Annotated in this window: 12 protein-coding genes; 6 read left to right on the top strand and 6 right to left on the bottom strand. The window is 38.7% G+C overall.

Translation table 11 applies throughout. The features are described from left to right. The first annotated feature begins 2 nt into the window (after positions 1-2). From dndE to FJR38_RS12375, 6 genes are all read left to right on the top strand, one after another. Positions 3-398: a DNA sulfur modification protein DndE gene (gene dndE, locus FJR38_RS12400; RefSeq protein WP_168494431.1), complete on the top strand. Its 396-nt coding sequence runs from the start codon at positions 3-5 to the stop codon at positions 396-398. Between the two features lie 60 nt (positions 399-458). Continuing rightward, the gene (locus FJR38_RS12395; RefSeq protein ID WP_168537341.1) at positions 459-1,748 is read left to right on the top strand and encodes an AmpG family muropeptide MFS transporter; all 1,290 of its coding nucleotides are present in this window, start codon (positions 459-461) and stop codon (positions 1,746-1,748) included. After that, the gene (locus FJR38_RS12390; protein ID WP_168537339.1) at positions 1,733-2,137 is read left to right on the top strand and encodes an ABC transporter permease; all 405 of its coding nucleotides are present in this window, start codon (positions 1,733-1,735) and stop codon (positions 2,135-2,137) included. Before FJR38_RS12395 ends, FJR38_RS12390 begins: the two co-directional genes overlap by 16 nt. Before the next feature lie 124 nt (positions 2,138-2,261). Continuing rightward, a complete protein-coding gene (locus FJR38_RS12385; RefSeq protein ID WP_168494426.1) occupies positions 2,262-2,432 on the top strand; it encodes a hypothetical protein in 171 nt (56 codons plus the stop codon). A gap of 4 nt (positions 2,433-2,436) precedes the next feature. Next, on the top strand, positions 2,437-2,925 hold the full coding sequence (locus FJR38_RS12380) for an N-acetyltransferase (protein WP_168537337.1): 489 nt from the start codon (positions 2,437-2,439) through the stop codon (positions 2,923-2,925). 90 nt (positions 2,926-3,015) lie between these two features. Continuing rightward, positions 3,016-3,774 carry a HEAT repeat domain-containing protein gene (locus FJR38_RS12375; RefSeq protein ID WP_168494646.1) on the top strand — a complete coding sequence of 253 codons (759 nt, stop codon included), beginning with the start codon at positions 3,016-3,018 and terminating at the stop codon, positions 3,772-3,774. Between the two features lie 174 nt (positions 3,775-3,948). On the opposite strand, the gene FJR38_RS28490 is transcribed toward FJR38_RS12375, so the two are convergent. The 6 genes from FJR38_RS28490 to FJR38_RS12330 form a co-directional block, all read right to left on the bottom strand. Further along, positions 3,949-8,118, bottom strand: a complete 4,170-nt coding sequence (locus FJR38_RS28490; protein ID WP_254449444.1) for a PAS domain S-box protein — start codon at positions 8,116-8,118, stop codon at positions 3,949-3,951. Between the two features lie 24 nt (positions 8,119-8,142). After that, a complete protein-coding gene (locus tag FJR38_RS12350; protein ID WP_168494422.1) occupies positions 8,143-8,511 on the bottom strand; it encodes a phosphomannose isomerase type II C-terminal cupin domain in 369 nt (122 codons plus the stop codon). A 187-nt stretch (positions 8,512-8,698) separates the two neighbouring features. Beyond that, positions 8,699-9,904 (bottom strand): EAL domain-containing response regulator, encoded by a 1,206-nt coding sequence (locus FJR38_RS12345; RefSeq protein WP_168537335.1) that lies wholly within the window; start codon positions 9,902-9,904, stop codon positions 8,699-8,701. Between the two features lie 27 nt (positions 9,905-9,931). After that, entirely contained in the window at positions 9,932-14,245 is a 4,314-nt protein-coding gene (locus tag FJR38_RS12340) for a PAS domain S-box protein (protein ID WP_168537333.1), read from the bottom strand. A 99-nt stretch (positions 14,246-14,344) separates the two neighbouring features. Beyond that, positions 14,345-16,972 carry a family 10 glycosylhydrolase gene (locus FJR38_RS12335; RefSeq protein ID WP_168537331.1) on the bottom strand — a complete coding sequence of 876 codons (2,628 nt, stop codon included), beginning with the start codon at positions 16,970-16,972 and terminating at the stop codon, positions 14,345-14,347. 167 nt (positions 16,973-17,139) lie between these two features. After that, complete coding sequence (locus FJR38_RS12330) at positions 17,140-18,465, bottom strand: TIGR03279 family radical SAM protein (protein ID WP_168494414.1); 1,326 nt, start codon at positions 18,463-18,465, stop codon at positions 17,140-17,142. Positions 18,466-18,539 lie beyond the last annotated feature (74 nt).

Here is an 18,539-nt window from a genome sequence, read left to right as displayed (position 1 = left end):
ACATGGAATCACCAATAGAAAGAATCAAACTTTCCCAAACAGCCAAAGAACAACTACTCAAACTCAAACGCAGTACAAAAATAGAACAATGGAACATATTATGTCGGTGGGCGTTTTGTCGTTCCCTCGCAGAAATCACCCCACCCTCCCCCGTACCTATCCCCCAAGATAGCAACGTCGAACTGACATGGCGGGTTTTTGGTGGAGAAATAGCCGATATATTGCTTTTAGCCCTCAAACAACGCTGTTACAACGACGGCTTAGATACCGATAGAGAAACCCTAATTACCCAATTTCGCTTACACTTACATCGTGGTATTGGCTACCTAGCAGGAGATCAGAATATCAAGAAAATTGAAGATTTAATTGCGATCGCCACAAACAAAGTACAATCCTGATTTTGCAATCTCTAGCCAGTATAGCCAGATGACTGCAAATATCCTTAATGACTATAAAAAATGAATCCAGTCAAATCCCTACTGCGAGTTTTCGGTAGTCAGAAAATGGCAGCCTTGATCCTACTCGGATTTTCATCTGGGTTGCCCCTATTTTTGACCAGCAAGACCTTACAAGCTTGGATGACCGTTGAAAAAGTAGATTTAACCGCCATCGGCTTATTTAGCCTCGTAGGTGTGCCATATTCCTTAAAATTTCTGTGGTCGCCGCTGTTAGACTGGTTTACATTGCCATTTTTAGGCAGAAGACGGGGTTGGTTAATTACAATTCAAATTGGGTTACTAATAGCGATCGCCTGCATGGCCTTACAGCAACCCAAACAAGCCCTGCAATTCCTAGCCATCAACGCCGTAGTTATTGCCTTCCTCAGCGCCACCCAAGACATCGCCGCTGATGCTTACCGTACCGACGTTCTCGAACCCCTAGAAATGGGTGCAGGTGCAGCAGTATTCGTCCTTGGCTATCGTATCGCCCTCCTCCTGACCGGTTCATTAGCCCTGATTCTTGCCGATAGAATAGCTTGGTCATCAGTATATTTACTAATGTCAGTCGGCATGGCATTAGGGATTATTGCCACCCTCTTTGCACCAGAACCAAAAGAAATCCGTCCCCCAGACTCCTTAACAGCCGCTGTGATTCTGCCCTTTGGAGAATTTTTCCAACGTCAAGGAGTAATGCAAGCCATACTCACTCTGTTATTTATAGTTCTCTATAAACTCGGCGATTCCTTTGTCAATAATATGTCCACGCCGTTTTTACTCCAAACCGGCTTCACACAAACCGACATTGGGGCAATCCAAGGCGGAATGGGATTAATAGCCACAATAGTGGGAACATTGGCAGGTGGCGCATTTTTGAGTAAAATTGGACTGAATCGCTCACTTTGGGTATTTGGTGGTTTACAAGCAATCAGCAACCTAGCCTATCTTATCCTTGCACAAGTTGGTAAAAATTATCAGGTTCTTGTACTGACAATCAACATAGAAAACTTTTGTGCTGGTTTAGGGACAGCAGCCTTTGTTGCCTTCTTGATGAATATGTGTAATCAGCGTTATTCCGCAACTCAGTATGCTTTACTTTCTAGTTTTATGGCCGTAAGTCGTGATATTCTAGTTGCGCCAGCAGGTTCTTTAGCAAAAAGTACAGGTTGGCCATTATTTTTCATAATTAGTATTTTTGCTGCTGTACCGGGACTTCTCCTGTTACCACTGTTTGCCCCTTGGAATTCTAAACCAATGGCAGTAACTAGACCAGGACTTGAAGAAGAAGAGGATATATGGGGACCCAAGTAGTTATTCTTGTCGGTACATTTGTTCTGATAGTTACAGGTCTTTTACTAGGCTATGTCCTTTCGCAGTTAGTTCTGCAAAACCTGGCTTTTAATTTCCTTACCCTTCTAGGAACAATTAGCCTGGTACTGATTTTCGGCACACTCTATTACGTCTTATTTTGGCAACTGCGACGAGAACCACTACAAACAGTTAATCCCAGCATACCCACCCCAGTAGACGAAGAAGTAACTGGCAATTACCTCAAAAATCGTCTAATTGCTAGATTATCTGGAGACGTGGCAGCGGCTGAAAGATTAATTGAACAAGCCAAGCAAAACTATCCAGGAATGCCAGAAAATTGGTACTGTGAAAGAGTTTTAGATGAATTAGATCGAGATCAGCAATCATAGAAAAATTGGTCAGTTGTTCGTTGTCAATTGTCAATTGTCAATTGTCAATTATTTAACCGTCCCTATCCTATTTTCCGTAGTTCGCTAGAATCAATACTGTTGCTATTTATTTACAATCAACAACATGGCTATTCTTCGTCAATATATTGCCCCTTTTATCGCAATTCTCATATTTGCCTTTGCCTTAGTTGCTGTCAGCGCCCGGATTTTTCTACCTGCCGATATGGCTGCACCTGCACCTATTGGGATGATAATTAGTAATTGGGTAAACAGTAATTTTATTTCCCCAATCTGAAATTTTGAATGTATTAATCCCCGGCTATACAATCCGCAAAGGTTCTACTGTTAATAAAGCCCTCTTGGTAAAGTTCATGCAGCGGACTTACCAAGAACAGTTTCCTGATCAAGATTTTTCCCACCTTGCTCATACCGTAGAGCAATACTTTTCTCGTGATACTCCCTTATGGTGGGTAGATGAAGAAGCAAAGGAGCAGGGTGTAGGGAGCAAAGGAGAGACATTTTCCCCCGTAGCTTGTCTTTGGGTGGGAAATGCCATAGATCAGGTTAGAGGCGATCGCCATCCGCATATTTTTCTCCTTTACGTGATCCCAGAACATCGCCGGAGAGGCATTGGTAAAGCATTGATGGATTATATAGAAAATTGGGCTAAACAAAAAGGCGATCGCCAAATCGGCCTCCAAGTATTTCTATCCAACACACCCGCATTAAATCTTTATCATCAACTCGGTTATCAAGAACAATCCCTCTGGATGGTAAAATCACTCTAGACAATTGACAATTGACAATTGACAATTGACAATTATCAGTTGACAGGGGTTGATATGTTGATCCCTACCAGGGATTACAGTGAAATCATGATGTACGACGAATACGAATTAAGCCTACTCGATGCCGAAGGGGAGCTAGAAAGCCCTCTAGATCACATAGAACCACTGACTGACGAGTCAGCAGTGGAAAAACCTGATCCAGATTTAATGCTGGTACTTTTAGAAAATCCTCAGCCCCAGCAGCGGATGTTAGCAGCGCGTGCTTTTTGTGATCTTCAAGATGAACGAGCAACACCCCATCTAATTCATCTATTAACAGATAACTGTCCCCTAGTGCGAGTCAGTGCCGCCTATGGAATTGGACGCAACCCCTCGAAAGAAGCTGTAGAACCATTAATTATTCAACTTAACCGCGATTGGAATGGTTATGTTCGCAAAGGAGTCGTTTGGGCTTTAGGAAATTGCCGCGATCGCCGTTCCTTAGCACCCCTCACAGATGCCCTCAGAACCGATATTTCCGCCGTCCGTCTTTGGGCAGCCAGCGCCCTAGCACAGATGACAGAAGTAGGCTATGAAGCCATCGTTGGCGCGATTCCTGCCCTCATCGAAGCCCTAGTGCAAGATCCCATCGCTGCCGTGCGAAGTAACTCCGCTTGGACAATCGGCCAGCTTTGTAAAGAACTCCCGTCTAACGTCATCTATGCCACAGCCATTGACGCATTAATACAAGCCTTTGCTGAAGATAAAGATTTAGGAGTCAGAGCCGATACTAAAGCCGCACTTCTAGGAGTAGGCGATCCTCGCGGTTTGCAATTAATCGAAACCCTCGAACAAGACGGATGGTTTTAAACAATTAAAAATTAATATGACTTACGCAAAATATCTCTGAAACCCTCTTCCCTTCGTGTCCTTCGTGTCTTCGTGGTTCATTCTTCCGTGACTTGTGCGTAAGTCCTAACCAATCACCAATCACCAATCACCAATCACCAATCACCAATCACCAAAAATAACCAGCAACTTGAGTTATCTGCAGAAAATAACCGACTGATTCCGTCCCTGTTGTTTGGCGCGGTAGAGTGCTTGATCTGCTTGTTCAATGAGAGTAGCTGGTGATGATTCAGAAGTAGGTATGATACTAGTCATACCCAAACTAATAGTTACTGTATCCCGTGCTTCAGAAGCTCGGTGAGGAATTGCTAAATCTTGAATTGCAGCGTGAATTCGTTCAGCAACAGCGATCGCACTTTCAACATCAGTATTAGGTAAAATCACCACAAATTCTTCCCCCCCATAACGAGCTACCAAATCTGTTGCCCGGTACATCACCTGCTGTGCGGATTCAGCGATTTTAATCAAGCATTCATCCCCCATTTGATGACCATAGGTATCGTTATAAAGTTTAAAATAATCAACATCAAATAAAAGTAAAGATAGAGGTTGCTGTTCTCGGTAGAGTCGTTGCCATTCTTGCTCTAACCGACTATCAAAACAGCGGCGATTGGCTATTTGCGTTAAACCATCAGTATGTACCTGTTTTTCCAATTCTTGATTTGCTAATCTGAGGTTATATTCCGCTGCCTCTAAAGCTAATTCAGCTACTTTGCGTTCGCTCACATCTAACACAATACCATAATATGCAATCTCTCCATTTTCCCGCAGTTCTGGTCTAGAACTAGCTTTTATCCACTTAATTTTTCCAGAAGGGGTAATAATGCGCCACTCATAATTAAAAGGAGACATAGTTTTCATACTATAAGTCACCGCTTCTCCATAACCAGCCAAATCATCAGGATGGAACTGCTCAAAGCAAAGATCAGGATTTTCTAGTATTTGTTCCACAGAAATTTCATGAATATCTTCAAATGCACGACTCATATATTCGTAATACCAAGAGCCGTCTAATCTTCTAACTGTAATATAAATTACTCCTGGAGAAGATGCAGAAATCTCTTTTAACCGCTTCTCACTTTTCAGCAACGCTAATTCTATTTTCTTACGGTTGCTGATATCTGTAACTCGCACCAAATCAATAACTTTACCCGCGATATTAATGCGTTTTACTGCCAGATTGCCCCAGAAATTCCGACCTTTTTTAGTAATATATTCTATTTCTCGACTCCAAAAACCCAAATTGGCTACATCTTCATTAATCATCACCAATTCATCATCAGTAAATTGCTGTTTTTGCAAAGTCTGCCCTTTAGTGCCAATTAAATCTTCTTTGCTGGCAACTTCAAACATTTCCACAGCGCGATTATTGCAATCCAGAATCAATGGATCAGGAACATCAACCAGAAAAATTCCATCGGTAGATTCATTATAAATAGCTTCTTTGAAATCTCGACTTTTTCTGAGTTCTAACTCTGTTTGTTTACGATCAGTAATATCTTGGGATGTTCCTAAATTTTGCCTTACCCTACCATCCCCAGTTCTAGAAAACACCATATCTCGACTATAAAGCCAACGCCATTGTCCTTGAGCATTTCTGACTCGATACTCTGTATCCACGAACTCACCATCTTGCAAACGATAAAGCTGTTGTATGGAATTATAGACCAGATTCAAATCATCAGGATGACAAATCATAGGAAACAAATTAGCTCCCATTTCCTGAATTTGTGCCGCAGAATAACCCAATATTTCCCCCACAGAGCGATTCATATAAACATTTTGCTGTTCAATATGATCGTAAATATAAAGTAAGTTTGGTGTTAGTTCCGTAATTTGTTCAATGAAATGCTGACTCTCTTTCAGCGCGGCTTCTGCCTGTTTCCGCTTAGTGATATTGAGCAAAACACCATGCCAAATAATATCACCATTCTCTCGCAGTTCTGGACGAGAGTTTGCTTGCACCCATTTCAGTTTGCCCGAAGGTGTAATTATTCGCCACTCGTAAAACAATGGCTGGAGATTTTTGGCACTAATGGCAGCAGCAAGATTATATCCAACTAGATCATCAGGATGAATTTGTTCACAACAAAGATTAGCGTTTTCTAAAATTTGTTCTGGTTCTAATTCTAAAAGATATCGGCAACCCACACTGACATATTCAAAAGTCAAAGATTGATCAGAATGCTGGACAAGGGTATACATTGTTCCCGGAATATTAGATGCTAATGTTTCTAATAAATTCTGGTTATACTGTAATGCCTCCTCCATGTACTTGCGTTCGGTGATATTGTAGATAACGCAATGTGTTCTCACAAATTTACCATCTACATCCTGCTGAACGCGACCTTCCAGGAGAACAAATATTTCACTACCATCCTTTTTGGTTAGGTACAATTCTGCATTTGCATATCTATTACACTTGAGATATCCAAATGCTTCGGGAAAATAAGATTGTGTCTTCTGTGACCAAAATTCCCCAAAACTTCGACCAATTAATTCTGTTTGGGTGTATCCCAATAAGTCACACAATTGCGAGTTGACATCAATAAAACATCCCTGTTCATCGAGAGACTGATAAGCAACGGGGGAATTTTCAAATAAACTTCTAAATCGGTGTTCACTTTCTAATAAAGTTTGTTCGGCTTGTTGGCGTAACCTAAGCTCATTATGGAGATCAGTAATATCCCTAATCACACCAATAATACAATCTTGCCCATCCAACCATTCTACCTGAGCAGAGATGAGAACAGTTTTAATTTGTTGAGAGGAGGTGCAAATATTTACTTGAAAATTCAGAAATTTTCTTTGATTAATTAGGGTTTGTCTGAAGTGGTGCAAATCTTCTAAATTTAACCACAATCCTAATTCAATGCAGGTTTTGCCGATGATATTTTCTGGAGTATCTCCCCAAAACTGGCAAAAACTTTCGTTTACATTTAAAAATCTTCCTTCTGCTAAGGTAGCAATCCAAACGGGGCTAGGAGTTGTGTGAAAAATGGTTGAAAATTTTGTTTCGGATTCCTGAAAGGCTTTTTTCACTTGAGCCGACATTTGGTTAAAAGACGTTGCTAAAACCTTCAATTCGGCTATTTCTACGTCCGCTATATCCTCAGATAAAGACTCTTGCCAATTTCCTTTGGCCATTGCTTGACTAGCTTGAATTAGCCTTAAAATCGGTTGAGCTATCCAGTATGCAGTGAAGCTACCTGTGCCAATAGCAATTATCAACGCCAAACCACAAATTAAAATGGTTCTATGGGCATTCCGATGAATTTCTGCCATAAATTCCGTTTCGGGAATTACGGTCACTACGAGCCAATTTAAGCCGTAATCGTCGCGGTAGGGTGTGACTCTGACAAAGGGTTTTTGTTCTAAAGCAGGGCGGAAACTTTGTGGCTGAGAAATAGCTTGCAAACTGCCAAACCGCTGTATTAAATCCTGCGTCACATCGCGGATCATCGGTTCACGGCTATTTAAGGCTGTGAGTCTTGTTGCTTTACCATTGATGATGGGAGTAGGGGATTCATCCTCAGAACTAGCAACAATTAGCCCTGATTGCTCGATAATAAAGATGTGATTTGATCTTCTCTGATCCAGTATTTTCAGAAATTGACTAATTTGCGAGAGTTCCAAATCAATACCGAATACACCTAACAAATTTTTCTGCTGGTCATAGACAGGTGTACTGGCGGAAATACTGATATAATCAGGTAAATCTCCCCAAGTGTAAATAGAACTCCAGATCGGTTTACCAGCTTTGACGGCATCTAAATACCAAGCAGTATGATTAGTTTGTGGGTTTTTAGCTTCATATTCTAACTTTAGCCGATTACCTTGATCATCTACTGAGTAGGAGCGGATTTTGCTGATGTCAGATAGGGGAATTTCGGCAATTCCTAGTTTATTATCTATGCCATAACCAGCACCAATAAATTCTCCTTTTTGACTACCAAAATTGATGTATGTAAAATTGAGCGATCGCACCTGACGATAAAAATATTTGCCTAGTTGATTAAAATCATTTAAGTCTAAGATTCCGGACTCGAAAGCATCTACATTTATACGATTGATTTCCTGGGCTTTTCCTAAATAACTATCTAAATGTTGATCAGTGCGATCGCCTACTTCTGTTATCAACTGATCAGCCAGCTTCTCTACAGATTCCTGTCCGCTGCGGTATGACAAGTAGCCTACTAATGTGACTATCCCCATCGTTTGCAAAACAAACGGCACTATTAAGAAGGTTCTTAGTTGCAATTTTGCTAATTTTTTGGCAAACCAGTTGAAGGAAGCATTATTCATTGGCAAATTTTAACTTGTTTAAAATTACTCGTTAACCTCCGCTGGACGTTCTATATCATCTTCACCTAAATATTCTCCATTTTGAATTTCTAGAATTACTAAAGGAATCGTACCAGGGTTTTCTACTTTATGCAGTGTTGCTGCTGGTACATAGGTTGATTGATTGTGATTGAGTAATATTTCCTCATCACCACAAGTCACTTTAGCCACGCCAGAAACCACTACCCAATGTTCATGACGATGATAATGGATTTGTGATTTTATGCCGTGTCTAGGCTTAATTTCTACGCGACTGATGCGATAATTTGCGCCCTCTTCTATAACTTCCACATAGCCCCAATAGCGATCGCCTGTATGGGATGAATTTATACTCGAATTAGATTTAGTTTCCATTTTATAATTGGTGATTGGGAATTGGTGATTGGTGATTGGTGATTGGTGATTGGTGATTGGTGATTGGGAATTGGGAATTGGTGATTTTCTTTCTACTGACAACTGACAACTGACAACTGACAACTGACAACTGACAACTGACAACTAACAACTGACAACTGACAACTAACAACTGACAACTAACTCCTTAAATAGATAAAGATTTATTCGTAATTAACAACTTATAAAATTCTAGCGCAGGTAAAGCTGGGCTACAGATAAAGCCCTGAATAGAATCACAATTGTTTTCTCGTAAAAATGCTAATTCTTCTTCAGTTTCTACTCCTTCAGCAATAATTTTAAGATTAAGTTCATGCCCCAACCGAATTAAGTTTTTTGTAATTGCAGATTTCCGGTAATCCGTATTAATATTTTGGACAAAATCGCGGTCAATCTTGAGTGTATCTATTGGTAATTGTTTCAGAGAAATCAAAGAATTATTACCAACACCAAAATCATCAATGGCGATTTTCACTCCTAGAGAACGCAATGTATTCATAGCCTCAATTGCCCCATTAACATCTTCCATAATCATTGTTTCTGTTAATTCCAGTTCTAGGCAATTTGGTTGAATATTATTGCTAGATATTAAATACATAATTTTAGTAATCAACTCTGGTTGATTAAATTCAATTGCCGATAGATTTACAGCTATGGTTAAATCATAAATACCTGCATCTTGCCAGATTCGCATTTGCTGACAAACTGTATTTAAAACCCATTTACCAATATCAATAATTAACCCATTCGACTCGGCTAAAGGAATAAACTCTTGTGGTGAAACTCTTCCTAATTCTGTACTTTGCCAACGTAATAGACTTTCTGCTGATGTAATTCTCCCAGTATTAATATCAACAATTGGTTGATAGTTAATCTCAAAACCTGCAAAATTTTTTTCTTTAATTGTTTGGTGTAAATTTTCTATAACTATCTGCATTCTTGGGGTTAACTTATTAGCAATAGCTGATAAATGCTTCCTGAGATTTGCATATTTCTCTAATTTATTGAGAATAGCACTTAATAATTCATTCCTAGTAAAGGGCTTAGTGAGATAATCATCAGCGCCCATATTCATCCCTTGGCGAAAATCAGACTTAGCTGATTTAGCAGTCAAAAAAATAAAAGGAACAGTGGCTGTCAAAGGATCTTGACGTAAAGCTGTTAATACACCATAGCCATCCAATTCTGGCATCATCATATCACATAAAATTAAATCTGGCTGTTCCGACATAGCCATATTTAAACCTATTTTGCCATTAGCAGCGACAACAGTTTCAAAATTTTCAGCTTCTAGTAAATCTAGTAGATTCTCCCGCACTGATTCTTCATCTTCAATAACTAAAATTTTCGGCATGATTCACCTCATTTTACGATGATTTTTTTAATTTAAAGGCAGAGTAACAGTAAACTTAGTACCAACATTAACTTGACTGGTGAAGGAAATTTCCCCTTGATAAATATCAACACATTTTTTGACAATTGCTAGTCCTAGTCCAGTCCCCAGGATATTACCAACATTACCAGCACGATAGAAAGATTCAAACAATCTAGAGATATCTGCTTCCGGAATGCCAATTCCTTGATCTTCAATTTCAAATATTACTTTTCCCTCTTGACAAATAAGGGTGAATTTAACAATATCGGCATGAAGTGAATATTTAATAGCGTTAGAAAGGAGATTAGTTAGAATGTGACTAAGTAATTTTTCATCCATGTAACAGGGGATAGATTGATATTGACAATTAAAATCAATGATTTTGTGATTATTTCCATGGGATTTTACATCTTCTAGCAATTGATGACAATAAGCAACCAAATCAATATAAATAGGTTTATATTCTAATTTACCTACTTCCGCTTTGCCAATGACTAAAACATCATTTAACATTTCTGCCATGCGTTGAACAGCCATTTGAATACGACGAAGATGAGTTAGTTGTTTTTCTTCGGTCCAGCGGTGGCGGTAGTGTTCTAACAACTCAGAGGAAGAAAGGATTGTACTTAAAGGTGTGCGAAATTCATGGGAAGTCATGGAGATAAAACGGGATTTTAGTTCATTTAGTTCTTTTTCCTTCTCAAGTGCTACTATTAGTTCTTGTTCCAATTGTTTACGATTTGTAATATCAGCCCAATAACCAACTATTTCGATGGGATTAGCAGATTGATCTAATACTACTTTACCTTGATCATATACCCAACGGTAAACACCATCTTGATGTAAAAAGCGATATTCTAGAATGTACTCACCTTGTCTTTGTACGGTGGTTGACATTTCGGTAATTACATATTCTCTATCTTCTGCGTGGATATGACTATACCAAAAATCAGATTCTGCTACAAATTCACTAGCTTCATAACCCATAATGGATTTAACATTTTCACTCATGAAGGTAACACCATAATCACCATAAGCTTTGCAGGTATAGATGACAGCGGGACTGGAATGGAGTAAATATTGCAATCGTTGTTGACTGACAAGTAATGCTATTTCTGCTTGTTTACGTTCAGTGATATCTGTTTGAATACCAATATAGTGAGTAATCAGATGATGATGATCATAAACAGGAGAAATATTTAATTCATGCCAAAATAAGTTACCATTTTGAGATGAATTACGTAAAATAACTGTGCAATCTTGTCCTGTTTCTATGGCAGCAGTGAGTTGTGTTAAACTAGATTGATTGATATGAATATCAGTGAATAAAGGAAAACTCTGACCAATGACCTCTGCGGCTAAGTATCCTGTCATCTTTTCAAAAGCAGGATTAACATAAATAATCGGTTTATGGACAGTAGTCACATCAACGATGATAATACCATTACTATTAGCAGCGATCGCTCGGTTACTTAATCGCAAATCTTCTTCTATTAATTTTCGTTGGGTAATATCTGTATATATACTGACAAAAGAAACTATTGTATCTGTAGCATCTTTAATCGCATCTGTGCATAAATGAATTTGTACAGCCTGACCATTCCGGGTTTCCATTGTCACTTCCCCACGCCAAGAATCACCTTTTTGGACAGTGCTAAATACTGTTTGAAATACTTCCTGAATTTTAAAATTAGCTGATAATCCGCCCTGTTCATTTAACTCAGTAAATGTATAATCAAATATTTCCGTAAAAGCGGGATTAACATAAATTGCTTTTCCAGTAATATCGGCAATACTGATAGCATCACTTGTACTTTCTATCGCCTTTTGTAACCGCAATAAAGACTTTTCTGCTAACTTGCGTTCTGTAATATCACGGGTCACTTTTGAGAAACCACGTAAGTTACCAAAATCATCATACAAAGCCGTTAAAATACAATTTGCCCAAAACTGAGAATTATCCTTGCGAACAAAAATACTTTCACATTCGCAACGTCCCTCTATAGCTGTTCTATTTAATTGTTGACGGGGGAGAGAATTCAAAATATCTTCTGGAGGGAAAAAACAGGAGAAATCTTTGCCAATAATTTCTGATGCTGTATATCCAGTAATACATTCTGCACCAGAATTCCAACTCATTACCCGTCCTTGAGGATCTAGCATATAAATTGCATAATCTTTAACACTTTCAATTAATAACCGGAAATATTCTGCTGATCGTTTTCGCTCCGTAATATCTGTAGAAATTCCACATAAAGCATAGGAAATACCATTAACATCTTTCAAAGGAAACTTAACAGATAAATATGTATGGATTCCATCTGCTAAAGGCACAATTTCCTCCCTTTCTTGAGGAATACCAGATGATAATACCTGAAAATTATACTCAGCAAACCGATTGACAACATCAACAGGAAAAATATCATTCAAATGTTTACCAACAATATCCTCTTGAGTCAGATTAAATAGGATTTTAAATTGCCGATTAACTAAAATAAATCTATTTTCAGGATCTAGGACATAGATCACTGTCGGAGAATTATCTAAAATTGCCTGAAGCCACTGCTGAGTTTCTTTTAACTTGGCTGCTTCCTGTTTCTGAAGGGTGATATCTCGACTTGTGCCACGATAACCACAGAATTGTCCTGCAACATTAAAAATAGGAACTCCACTAGTTTCTAGTATAACTTGATAACCATTTTTATGAATTTGCAAATTTTCCAAACATTGAAAAGGTCGTGGTGAGATAAAAATTTCTGCAAAATCATTATTGATATTTTCTGCTTGTGCTGATGACATAAAATCAAAAGGAATTTTACCCAGCATTTCTTTGATTTCATAACCTAAAATATTGTAAACCTTGGGACTTACATAGGTATAAACAGCATTTTGATCAACTTCCCAAATCCAATCATTGCTAGTTTCGACTAAATTGCGAAAACGTTCTTCACTTTCTTTCAGGGCAATTTCAGTTTTTTTCCGTTGAATACCCAAGGCTATTTCATCTGCTAAAATAGACAAAGCATTAAAAATAAGTTCGCTAATTTTTTGACAACAAAATATAGCAATTACTCCTATAGTTTCACCTTCAAGAATTAAGGGATAACCAGCAAAAGCCATTATTCCCTCTCTTTTTACCCATTCTTGATCACTAATTTGCGGATCATTTGGTACAGAGTTCGTAAAATAAGGTTTACCCTCTTGAGCAATTAAACCAACTTTTAATCTACCCACAGGTATGCGACTATGAAATCCATCAATATGGGTATACATTCCCGAACTGACTTGTAATTCTAAGATATTATTTTTTTGATTGAGTATCCAAATTCGAGCAAAAGCAACATCAAGATGTTGAACTAAAATGTCCGTACAACCGCGCAGCATCGCTTCCAAACTTTCTGATCGGGTTAAAATAGCATCTATATCAGCTTGCAAATCAGCTAATCGCAACCGTTCAGCTAAAGCTTCCTCAACTTGTTTATAATCACTAATATCAGTGATAGTCCCGACATGGGCAATAACTTTTTCTCCTGTGTCTATCTCTGTTACAGCCTGACCTACAACCCAAGTTACTTCTCCGTGAGAACGCTGAAAACGGTATTTGGAACGGAATGGCCGCTTTTGTGTAAGAGCATGATACCACTCGGCTTCAACTCGTTCTCGGTCCTCTGGGTGAATAGTATTAATCCAACTCATATTCAGGGCTGTTTCTCTGTTGATACCAGTAATTTCGCACCAACGGTCATTAACATAACGGCAATTGCCTAAAGCATCTGTATGAAATATTCCTACTGGTGATATTGCGGTAATAGTTTTATACCGACGTTCACTATTTTGCAAGGAAATTTCTGCTGATAATCGGTCATGAATATCTGTATTTGTTCCAAACCAATTGATAATGTTACCTTGCTGATTTTTCCAAGGTACAGCCCGTCCTAAATGCCAACGGTAGGATTGGGAAGCTTTGTCGTAAAGACGAAATTCAATTTCATAATTTGTGCCTGTTACTAAGGCATAATTCCAAGCAGTCAGAGTTGTTGATACATCGTCGGGATGTACCATTTCTAACCATTGCCAGCCCAGAATCTCTGCTTTGGTACAGCAAAAGTAATTTAGGGTTCTTTGATTGACATACTCAATACTGCCATCAATATCAGCAATCCAGACTTGTTGGGGGATAGATTCGGCTAGAAAGCAAAAGCGTTTTTCACTATCTATAGAAACATCACTATTCCTTAACAAAGGTATAAATTTAGACTTAGAAAATCGTAGACAAAAATTCTCTATCCAGGTTTTGAGATCAGACCAAATTATGTTCATTTTTATAGCACGTGACAGGGTGGGAAGTCTGTTTCTGTTTTTTGTTTTATCATTAGTTAATGTCCTAACCACCTTGGCAGTTGCTACAATTATTAATTTTTAATTCACACTGGTACTAGTCTGCCGACGCAGATTCACTCTTCTTTCACCGTAACGTATTAATCGTTCTATGGTCAAAAGACGGTTTTGCCAAACTTTAATTTGATAAGGATTGGAAGAATTTTCTGCTTGTATCCAGGTGGGAAATTGTGACTGGAAACGGGTTAAAGTCTTTCTAGCTGTAATTAAATTAATGGCGGTAGGGGCATTTGCCAGTTGATTTAAAGCTATTTGTAATTCTTTAGCTCGGTTATTAAACTCAGTATTAGCGATCGCAGACATGGATAATTGACCATTATTTTGGACTATCTGCCATTCTGTTTGCAACGCTGCATAACGAGAAGCCGCAGTGCGAAAAGGTTGACGCTGGGGTATAGGGTCATTTTTTCTCCCTTGGGTACTATTAAATATTTGCTCAAGTTCATAATTAAAGTTTTCGGCTGCAAACAAGGCATAACCACTGACTGGTAAATCTCGAATCAGTTGCAGTTGATCAAATGCACCTATGCTTGGTAAAGACAGTAAACGGATTCCGGGGACTAATAGGGTAGCACCTAATTTTGTCGAACTAATCCAGGGTTGGGCTAATCGTTGAAACCGCGGCGTATCCAAAGCATAAGTCATTGGCACAATTAAATCTATATCTCCCCGTCTTGCCCATACTTCCCAATGCTGTTGAATCTTTTGCATTCGTTCATATTCTGGTAAGGGAAAAACGGCTACTGACAGAATCAGATTTTTCCGCTTTTGTCGCAACGTCTTTGATAGTTCGGACACAAAGCTATCAACCTGTTGAGTCCGAAATGCTGTCCATTTTTGCCACAATTCCCGCTGACTGGGGGAAATATCTAAAGGATCTATCCCCGTCTGTTGTTGAAATTGCTCTCTTGCGGCTTTACCATAGCCATAGGTACGACCTACAAAAGGGTCTTGAAAAGGGTAACGAATGTAATCTAGATGGATACCATCTACCTGATAGCGAGTAGCAATTTCTGTATATAGTTTCAGTAAATATTCCCGGACTTGAGGATTGGCTGGATCGAAAAAAGGTTTGGTCTGACCAATGGGAATAATGTTACCTTTGTTATCATAGTTAGCCCAATCAGGATTTGCTGCAAGTACGGGACCCAAATAATCAGGACTAGCATTAATAAGTTTATTATGGGCGCTATTTCCGGCTGCAAATACCCACACCCAAGCGTGTAACTCCATTCCCCTAGCATGGGCTAATTTGACGGCGCTGGCGAGAGGGTCCCAATCACGAATGAGAGGGTTTTGTTGGGGTGCTATTTGACTGGGATAAATAGGATAACTAGCATTGATTGTTTCTAGAAAGATGGTGTTAATCCCAGATTGTGCTAGTTTATCAAAAATTTTGGCTAATTCGGCTTCGTTTCCAGCTTTAACAATTGTGCCTCTGTCTAACCAAACTGAACGGATTTCTGGTTGGGCTAATTGTTGATTAATCGGAAATTGTTGCCACAAATCAGATTTTGTTTGCAACCATAATTGCCGCGCCTTTGCATAGTTTTTCTGTTCAATTAATAAGGGGAGATACTTGACGGAATTCCTGGCTTTGATCAAGGTTTTTTCTAAGTTTGATGGCGCTGTTTTTCTAGGTTCTATTTTTTTGATTTGAGAATTAGTTACTCTAGACAAATTAGTAACTGAGGCTGCTATATGGGCGCTTTCTACACGGCTAATGAGATTTTCTAATTCTGTTTGCAGAGCGATCGCTTCTTTTTGATCAATCGGTAAGTTAGAATTAGGTATAACATCTAAACGCACGTTTTGTTCTAGTTGATTAATTGGATCTTGGACATTTTGGGATATAGTTTTAGGTTGGACTGGAGAAGTGGGAGTTTGTGGTTGATTTTGTGTATTTATAGTTGCTGGCTGACAATTTGGTGCAGGATTCGCAATTTTTAGTTTACTATTAACTGGTAATTTTAAATGCCGATTCAAAGAGGCTTTTAACCAAGCAATATCTAACCCCTCTGGGGCGACAGTATCTGTTCCCCAACGCCAACCTAATAAGGTAGATTTTTCTGTTGTTAATATTGCTAATGGACGATCTTTTGAGTTCCAAACTACAGCAGTTTGACTAGGAGAATTATTAGGAATAATGACACCACCTCGAACTATCCCAAAAAGTTCTGATTGATTTACCCAATTGGGAATAGTCGTGTTTGTGGGTTGTAAATTTTCCGCAGTATTTAAGCTAAATCCCCAAGCCCCTCCCAGCAGTTTTCGTAATAATTGACGAACTCCGGGGGTGGATAAATTACCAACTGGTCCAGTAGCTATTAAGTAACCACCTTGACTTACCCATTGATCTAAAGCGATCGCTTGTTCTGTTGTCAATACCTCTACGTTTGGCAAAAATAATACCTGTGGTTTACCCCAATCAGCCTTATTTTTGACGTTACTCAAAGAAATGACACAATAGTTCACACCTAGTTTCTGTAAACGGTTACTAATTCCCCTCCACTGTTCAGGATTATTTTGGCTATTCACTACACTAAATACAGGAGTATTATTGGTAGCTTTTGCAGGTAATATTCCCAAGATATTAAACAGGAAAAGGTTAATATTTAAAATAATAAATCCGACTGTTTTGTTATTCATTAGTCAGTTGTCAGTTGTCAGTTGTCGTAAGGGCGAAGCATTCGGAAAGTAAACTTGGGAAAAAACCGATAATTTATCTTCCGAATGCTGATGCTTCCAGCACGCTTCTCGAACGCCCTTACACCGAATGCTTCGCCCGTAATGTTGTTAGTTGTCAATTATCAATCCTATTGTATACAAGTATTTATTAATTCCTCTACTCCCGCTACTGGGAAAATACTGACATTCAATTTTTTAGATACTTCCTCAACCGTCATATCATCTAGAAATACCAATTCCCCATGTTTAAGCATAACACTAGGTAATAAAATTCCCTCTCCTAAATCTTGCCCTTTTAAGTTTAAAAGTAAATCATGTCCTGTTAATAAACCCGTGACACTGATACTTTGTCCCCAATAATCACTAGAGAAAGCTTGTATTTTTACTTCTAATCCTGCTACAGTATTTAATTGTTGTACAAGTGGTTGAAATGCTGTTTCCACTGCATTACCAACAACCCAAGTTAATCTGCGGGGCTGTGTAATTTTTGGTGGTAATAACTCAGTTGCAGTTTGGGTAAATTGTTTAATAAATAAACGAATTGAACCAACACCATTATCAATTTGTGGATACTCTTCATATTCAGCTTCTGTTGGTAGTTCTTCCCCTGCAATTAAAAACCATTCATCAGCTAACCACACCACATTAGAACCATATTTTTTCCGAAATTGTTGAGAGAGTAATTTAACTTGACAAATTACCTCTTGTGCTTTTTCTTTAGTCACGGGAATTAACTCATCTTCCTGGGGACGAAACCGCGTTAAACCCACGGGAACAACTGCTACTGATGCTACTGTTGGTAATTCACCAGTATGAAAAGATGTTAAATCTTGTAATGTCCTTTCTAGATGTTCACCATCATTTATTCCTGGACAAACCACGACTTGAGCATGAATTTGTAATCTTCGTTCTTGAAACCAACGAATTTGGGAAATAATTTCTCCACCACGAGGATTTTTCAAAAGTCTAATTCTCACATCTGGTTCTGTGGAATGCACAGAAACATACAGAGGAGATAACCGCATTTGTTCAATTCTTTGCCATTCTCTTGCTGTCAAATTTGTAAGAGTTAGGTAAGAACCATACAAAAAACTTAGGCGATAATCATCGTCTTTTAAATATAAACTAGAACGTTTTCCCGGTGGTTGTTGATCAATAAAGCAAAAAGGACAACGGTTATTACACTGAATTAAACCATCAAATAAAGCTGTAGAAAATTCTAATCCTAAATCCTCATCATAATCTTTTTCAATTTCTACATGATGAGTTTTTCCAGTCGTATCTAAAACTTCTAATTCCAAAATTTCATCAGCGCATAAAAACTGATAATCAATTAAATCACGGGGTTGTGTGCCATTAATAGCCACAATCGCATCCCCGGCTTCAAAGCCAATTTCGGAAGCAATTGAGTCAGGAAGCACCTTAGTAATTTTAGCAGGTTGAATGGTAGTCATGAGTCAGGGAACAGGGAACAGGGAACAGGGAACACTTCGACAAGCTCAGTGCATCGCAGGGAACAGGGAACAGG

This window comes from Anabaena sp. UHCC 0253 (assembly GCF_009712085.1).
Classification (GTDB): Bacteria; Cyanobacteriota; Cyanobacteriia; order Cyanobacteriales; family Nostocaceae; genus Dolichospermum.
Note: the sequence above shows the minus strand (reverse complement) of the source record. Positions and strands in the feature narration are given on the sequence as shown.